The sequence below is a fragment of the Zoogloea sp. genome, assembly GCF_028693495.1.
Taxonomy (GTDB): Bacteria; Pseudomonadota; Gammaproteobacteria; order Burkholderiales; family Rhodocyclaceae; genus Zoogloea.
In genome coordinates this window covers 1-5,573 of the sequence record NZ_JAQUVG010000144.1, presented here as the reverse complement: position 1 = coordinate 5,573, position 5,573 = coordinate 1, and the positions used below count along the sequence as shown (strand labels likewise).

6 protein-coding genes are annotated in these 5,573 nt (G+C 63.0%); 2 read left to right on the top strand and 4 right to left on the bottom strand.

The window, feature by feature from the left end; genetic code table 11:
- Positions 1-55: 55 nt before the first annotated feature.
- The 3 genes from PHD22_RS16080 to PHD22_RS16070 all read right to left on the bottom strand — a co-directional run bounded on the left by PHD22_RS16080 (position 56) and on the right by PHD22_RS16070 (position 3,150).
- Positions 56-568 (bottom strand): TolC family protein, encoded by a 513-nt coding sequence (locus PHD22_RS16080; RefSeq protein WP_299869183.1) that lies wholly within the window; start codon positions 566-568, stop codon positions 56-58.
- A gap of 120 nt (positions 569-688) precedes the next feature.
- A complete protein-coding gene (gene czcI, locus PHD22_RS16075; protein ID WP_299869180.1) occupies positions 689-1,033 on the bottom strand; it encodes a cation efflux protein, CzcI family in 345 nt (114 codons plus the stop codon).
- Positions 1,034-1,047: 14 nt separating this feature from the next.
- Positions 1,048-3,150, bottom strand: coding sequence for a heavy metal translocating P-type ATPase (locus PHD22_RS16070; RefSeq protein ID WP_299869177.1), 2,103 nt, complete (start codon positions 3,148-3,150; stop codon positions 1,048-1,050).
- A gap of 267 nt (positions 3,151-3,417) precedes the next feature.
- Between PHD22_RS16070 and cadR the strand changes: the two genes are divergently transcribed.
- Complete coding sequence (cadR, locus tag PHD22_RS16065) at positions 3,418-3,894, top strand: Cd(II)/Pb(II)-responsive transcriptional regulator (protein WP_299869174.1); 477 nt, start codon at positions 3,418-3,420, stop codon at positions 3,892-3,894.
- A 727-nt stretch (positions 3,895-4,621) separates the two neighbouring features.
- A complete protein-coding gene (locus PHD22_RS16060) occupies positions 4,622-4,885 on the top strand; it encodes a hypothetical protein (protein ID WP_299869171.1) in 264 nt (87 codons plus the stop codon).
- Positions 4,886-4,984: 99 nt separating this feature from the next.
- Here PHD22_RS16060 and cueR read toward each other — a convergent pair whose 3' ends face one another.
- The gene (gene cueR / locus PHD22_RS16055; RefSeq protein ID WP_299869166.1) at positions 4,985-5,428 is read right to left on the bottom strand and encodes a Cu(I)-responsive transcriptional regulator; all 444 of its coding nucleotides are present in this window, start codon (positions 5,426-5,428) and stop codon (positions 4,985-4,987) included.
- Positions 5,429-5,573: the final 145 nt, after the last annotated feature.

Sequence of the window (5,573 nt, the reverse complement as noted above, 5' to 3'; positions counted from 1 at the left end):
CTTTGCAGGTGCCACCGGCGAAAAGCGTCAACATAAAGAAGAATGGTCTTGACAGTCAGAATTCGCTTTTTAATTCAGAAGAGTAGGCGGTTTTCGGGGAATTTTTCATGATTCCCGGCCGACCCTCATCGAAGAACGCCCCGACCACAGCGGCCCGCACTTCGAGGCGACGGGCGGCCAGATCGGCATCCGCGACCTCGCGGCCCCGCTCGGCGATGGCAACGCGCGCGGCGCGCTTGCCGCCCAGCTCGAGCCTTTGGCCGAGCTGGACGGTCGTGCTGCGAGTCGCGCGGTTCTGTGTGTCCTCGACCGAGGTCGAGATGTCGGGGTTGGGCCGCAGCCCGGCCTGGATCACCGCACCTTCGACGGCGCGCAGTTCGTTCGTGGCCGCCGAGAGCTCAGGGTTGGCGGTGAGGGCAAGGTCGAGCGCCGCCTCGAGGCTCAGGGGCCCGGTGGGGTTGCTCATGGCGGCGGGAATGACCGCCATGTAGGTTTCGGCTCGCGTCGGCCCGGCCAGCATGGCCAGGGCGCAGATCAGCGCAAGCGCAAGGCTTGATTTGGATGGCATCCGATTCTCCAATAGTGAAAGACACGTGGGGGAATCGGCGGGACGCCCTCCGATAAGCCGGATGGGCGCGCGGCGAGCGCCGCGGAGGATGCGAAGGAAAGAGGGATCCGCTCCCGCCGATCAGGCGGAAGCAACCCAGTTGGGGCGTTCTGGCACGTCGCCGGGCGGCGAGGCAAGGAAGTTAGGCGCCCAGGGCGGGCTAGAATCCGCCACCCGCGGGGGCATCACGTCAAAAACGCCGGTCAGCACTGACACGCAACCGGCGTGGCAGAAGGCGCAGTCCTCGTCGATGCCCGAAGGCGCCTTCTTGGCGTCCTTGGCACCGGCGTCGCCTGCATGCTTGTGTTCGTGATGACCAAAGTGCTGAACGTTGCCTGACTCGTGCTGGCAATAGGCGGCCGCCACCGACCAGGTGAACTGGAGTGGCAGGAAGACCAGCAGGAAGACGGCAAGCCAGCGACGCATGGGCGCAGATGGTATCAGAAATGAGGAAGCCTGCCGCCGGTCTTGCTGCCACGCAGCAAGCGCAGGCCGTTGCCCACCACCAGCAGGCTTGCACCCATGTCGGCAAACACCGCCATCCACATGGTCGCGCTGTCGAAGATCGCCAGGAACAGGAACACCAGCTTGATCCCCAGCGCCAGGGTGATGTTCTGCCAGAGGATGGCATGCGTGCGCTGCGAGAGCCGGATGGTTTCCGGTACGCGGCGCAGGTCGTCGTTCATGATCACGATGTCGGCGGCCTCCATCGCCGTGTGGGTGCCCATGCCTCCCATCGCAAAGCCGATGCTGGCCGTCGCCAGTGCTGGCGCGTCGTTGATGCCGTCCCCGACCATGGCCACGGTGGTCCCTGAGTCGGCGAGGCGCCGGATGGCGTCCAGCTTCTCCTGAGGCAGCAGGTTGGCCCGAACGTCGTCGATGCCGACTTCGGCCGCAATGCTTGAGGCGGTGGCGGGGTTGTCCCCGGTGAGCATCACCGGCCGCACACCCAGCACAGCCAGTTCGGCGATCGCCTCCCGCGAGCTTGCCTTCACGGTATCGGCGACGGCGAAGAGCGCCAGCGGCTTCCCTGCGTCGGCAAGGACGGTGATCGTGCGGCCTTGCCGTTCGTGGCTCGACATCAGGGATTCAAGCGTGGCGGAGCACTGGTTCCGCTCATGAATCCAGCGATGATTGCCGAGCACGTAGTCGTGACCGTCAACCTGCCCGAAGACACCGCGTCCCGCCTCGGCGCCAAAGTCTGTCACATCCGGCACACCCTGCACCGCGAGACCGCTGGCAATCGCGCGCGAAACTGGATGATCCGAGCGGCTGGCCAGGGCTGCGGCGATACGACGCGTCGCGGCTTCGTCGGGCATATCGCCCAGCATGACCGTGGCGACCAGGCGCGGCCGCCCTTCCGTGACTGTACCGGTCTTGTCCAGCGCCACGGCTCGGAGCTTGCGGGCCTCCTCCAGATAGACGCCGCCCTTGATGAGGATACCGCGGCGGGTCGCGGCGGCCAGCCCGCTCACCACCGTGACGGGGGTCGAGATCACCAGCGCGCACGGGCACGCTATGACCAGGATGACCAGCGCCTTGTAGACGCTGCTCAGCCACGCCCAACCGAACAGCAGCGGCCCCGCCAACGCGAGGCCCAGCGCCAGCACGAAGACCGCAGGGGTGTAGATCGCGGCAAACCGGTCGACGAAGCGCTGGGTGGGTGCACGGGAACCTTCGGCGGCCTCGACGGTGTGGATGATGCGAGCCAGAACGGTATCGGTCGCCGGTGCGGTGACTTCAAACTCGAGAGCCGCGTCCTGGTTGATGGTGCCAGCGAACACCTCATCGCCCGGCCCCTTCTCCACCGGCATGCTTTCTCCGGTCACCGGTGACTGATCCACCGCCGAACGCCCATTACGCACCATTCCGTCGAGGGCCAGGCGTTCACCGGGGCGTACCCGCACGACGGTACCGACGGCAACCTCCTTCGCGAGCATGACGCGCCACTCGCCATCGTCTTGCAGGACTTCGGCTTCCTGGGGCGAAAGATCGAGCAGGCTCTTGATGGCGTCGCGTGCGCGCTCGACGGCCCGGGCTTCGATCAGCTCCGCGATGGCGTAGAGCGCCATCACCATGGCCGCCTCCGGCCACTGGCCGATCACGAAGGCGCCCGCCACTGCGACGGACATCAGTGCGTTGATGTTAAGCTGTCCGCGCGCGAGTGCGGCGACGCCCTTGCGGAACACCGAGAGTCCCGACAGGGCAATCGCAATTCCTGCGACCGCCATGCCCACGAGCTTCCAGAGAAGCGCTTCAGGCGAGATGTAGGCAATGGCTTCCGCCATCATCGCAACCGCCAGTGCGGCAACGGGTCGAAGGAACTGAGCTCGGGCAAGCGCCGCCTTGTCGACCTGCACCTCCGTGACCAGCCGTTCCGCTTTGAAACCCGCGGTCCCGATAGCGGCCTCGATGTCGTCCCAGCACTCGACGGGGGCCTCGATACTCAAGCTGCGCGCAGGGAGATCGAATGACAGCCGCCGGATCCGGGTAAAGCGCTCGAGCGCGCGACGGATTTGCCCCTCCTCGGTCGGGCAGTCCATGGCCGGGAGGTGCAGCCGGAGGACTTCGCCGGGAGGTTGCTGCGTTTGTAAGTCGTCCCGCGTATCGGATGCAAGACCTGGCTGGCAAGCGCTCGAACAGCCGCAGCCGGAGCTTCCTGCCCGCAGCGGCGGATTGCTGTGTAAGTCCTGGTGTTCCGACATTTCCGTTCCCCTTCAGCCGTTCGTTGTCATGATGCGCTGATTAAAAACCCTGGAGCGACTTCAAGGTCAAGCCTAAGATGAAGGGAATCCCCTCAGGAGCAGGCAATGCGAATTGGCGAACTGGCCCGAGCCACCGGCGTAGACGTCGACACCATCCGTTTCTATGAGAAAGCACAGCTGCTGGCCGCCCCGACGCGCACCAGCAATGGCTACCGCACCTACACGCATGCCCATCTGGAACGCCTTGCCTTCATCCGGCACTGTCGCGCGCTCGACATCCCCCTGGCCGAAGTCCAGCGCCTGCTGGTTTTTCTCGACAACCCGCAGGCGGATTGTGCCGAGATCAATCTTCTCATCGACGCGCAGCTAGCCAAGGTCCGCGCCCGACTCGCCAGCATGCAGGCTCTCGAACGCCAGCTCATTGCGCTACGAGGACAGTGCGCCACGCCTCACACGAGTTCGGACTGTGGGATCCTGCACGAACTGGTGGCGGCCGCCCATGGCGAGGCATGTGCATGCCACCCAGCGCCCCGGGGAGGACACGACCTATGGAAGTCCGAGCTTGCGAACCCACAGGGCTGAAAGGCAAAAAGGTGGCGGATTGCTGTCCGATTGCTGTCCGATTCAGTAACGCTGGCCAACGGCCGCTATGGCCGATTATTCAATGCCGATGATTATGGAAAGTAAACGGGGTGATTGTGGCTAAGAAACAGGCAGGACGCGGCTTGGGGGCGGATGGCATCCCGTGGGCTCGACATAATTTCCTCAGTTTACTGAAGTGGTAGTTTCAAATCAGGAGACCGTTATAAGCCACATCTCTTCGTCTCCGGTTACGCCAAGCGCACAGTCAGCATCGGCGTTTTCCGATCACATCACGGCGGAACTACGCCGCTACGAGGAACAGCTGCATGATGTCTGCGGGTTGGCTGAGGGCAGACTGCGCGAGCCGGACGTCAAGATCCAGCGCTACCAGGCGCCCGACTCACTGGTCGGCTGCCTGAACACGCTGTGATTATGTGAAGGTCGGAACTCTTGCCTGCCGTTGCCCTCCAGCGTTTGACCCTCGTTCCGACCTGCCACTTTCCATAATCGCAGGCTTTGTATAATCGGCCTGAACGGTCGTTCGGCCGGCGGCATGTATCGGCCGCAATGTGCAAGTTAGCTGCCGCGCAACTGCAAGCTGCGACGAGAGGTAGCTTTTCACTTTGGCGAGTGCGAAATACCGACCCATTGCTGTCACCCGACCCTCCCTACGCTCAACTGCGGTTTTCCAAACGGTAGCAGACCTTCAGCTCAGCGCCTCCTGGAGTTGATCAGCGACCATATCCCGAAACAAGCAGACCCAGAGGCCACAACAATTCTGGATAAGGTGGCCGATGCGGCATTCCGCTCCAGTCCGGTCTCTTTGATCGATCTCCGTCGTGCGGCGGCAACCACTGTTCTGGAGCATTGGCTCGAAGCTACCAGAGATGCCCTGAGCAGCGCCCTTCATCTTGATCTGGGCGACCAGCTGAAAGCGTTTGAAAAACAGCAAGGCAATGGCAATACCCAGTCACCGTTGGCAGCAGGTTAGGCCATTCGTCTGCTTCAGCGCTTTCACTCTCGCGGGAAGCCCAATGAGCAAATGCGCTACAACACCCGGCCTCCCACGAAGGAAAATGCCCCGTTTGCCCTAAACGCCCTGGGCTTTCTGCTTCGAGAGCTGGGACGGGCTTGATGATACAGGCCCGTGCCCGGCAAGTCCCTCAAGAATCGGACAGTCCGGACGATCGTCACCGCAACAACTCTCCGACAAGCGCACCAGTGCGTCGCGCATCGCGGTGAGCCCCTGAATTCGCTCATCCAGATCGCTCAAGTGACTTTCTGCAAGTTGCTTCACCTCTGCGCTGGAGCGCTTTTCGTCATACCAGAGCGACAGAAGCTGATGAATCTGATCCAGGGAGAACCCCAGATCACGGGCACTGCGGATGAACTTCAGCGTGTGCAGATCCCGCTCCTGATACTGGCGGTAGCCCGCTTCGGTCCGGGGGCTGTGACCAATCAAGCCGATCTGCTCGTAGTGGCGGATCATCTTGGCCGAGACACCGCAGGCCTTGGCAACCGCTCCGATGTTCATGTCGCTTTCCTCTCATCCAGGGGTCGCCTCAGAAAACGGAAAATAAAGCACGCTAAGCCGGTTGCAGCGGTCGTAGCGGCCTGAACTTGCCCGCGCCGATCTTGGCGCTGCTGCGCCAGAGGTAATCGCCGGTGAGGTTGATGTG

Coding starts and splice junctions, on each gene's coding strand:
- PHD22_RS16080 (WP_299869183.1), bottom strand. CDS start 568: ATGCCATCCAAATCAAGCCTTGCGCTTGCGCTGATCTGCGCCCTGGCC.
- czcI (WP_299869180.1), bottom strand. CDS start 1,033: ATGCGTCGCTGGCTTGCCGTCTTCCTGCTGGTCTTCCTGCCACTCCAG.
- PHD22_RS16070 (WP_299869177.1), bottom strand. CDS start 3,150: ATGGACTGCCCGACCGAGGAGGGGCAAATCCGTCGCGCGCTCGAGCGC.
- cadR (WP_299869174.1), top strand. CDS start 3,418: ATGCGAATTGGCGAACTGGCCCGAGCCACCGGCGTAGACGTCGACACC.
- cueR (WP_299869166.1), bottom strand. CDS start 5,428: ATGAACATCGGAGCGGTTGCCAAGGCCTGCGGTGTCTCGGCCAAGATG.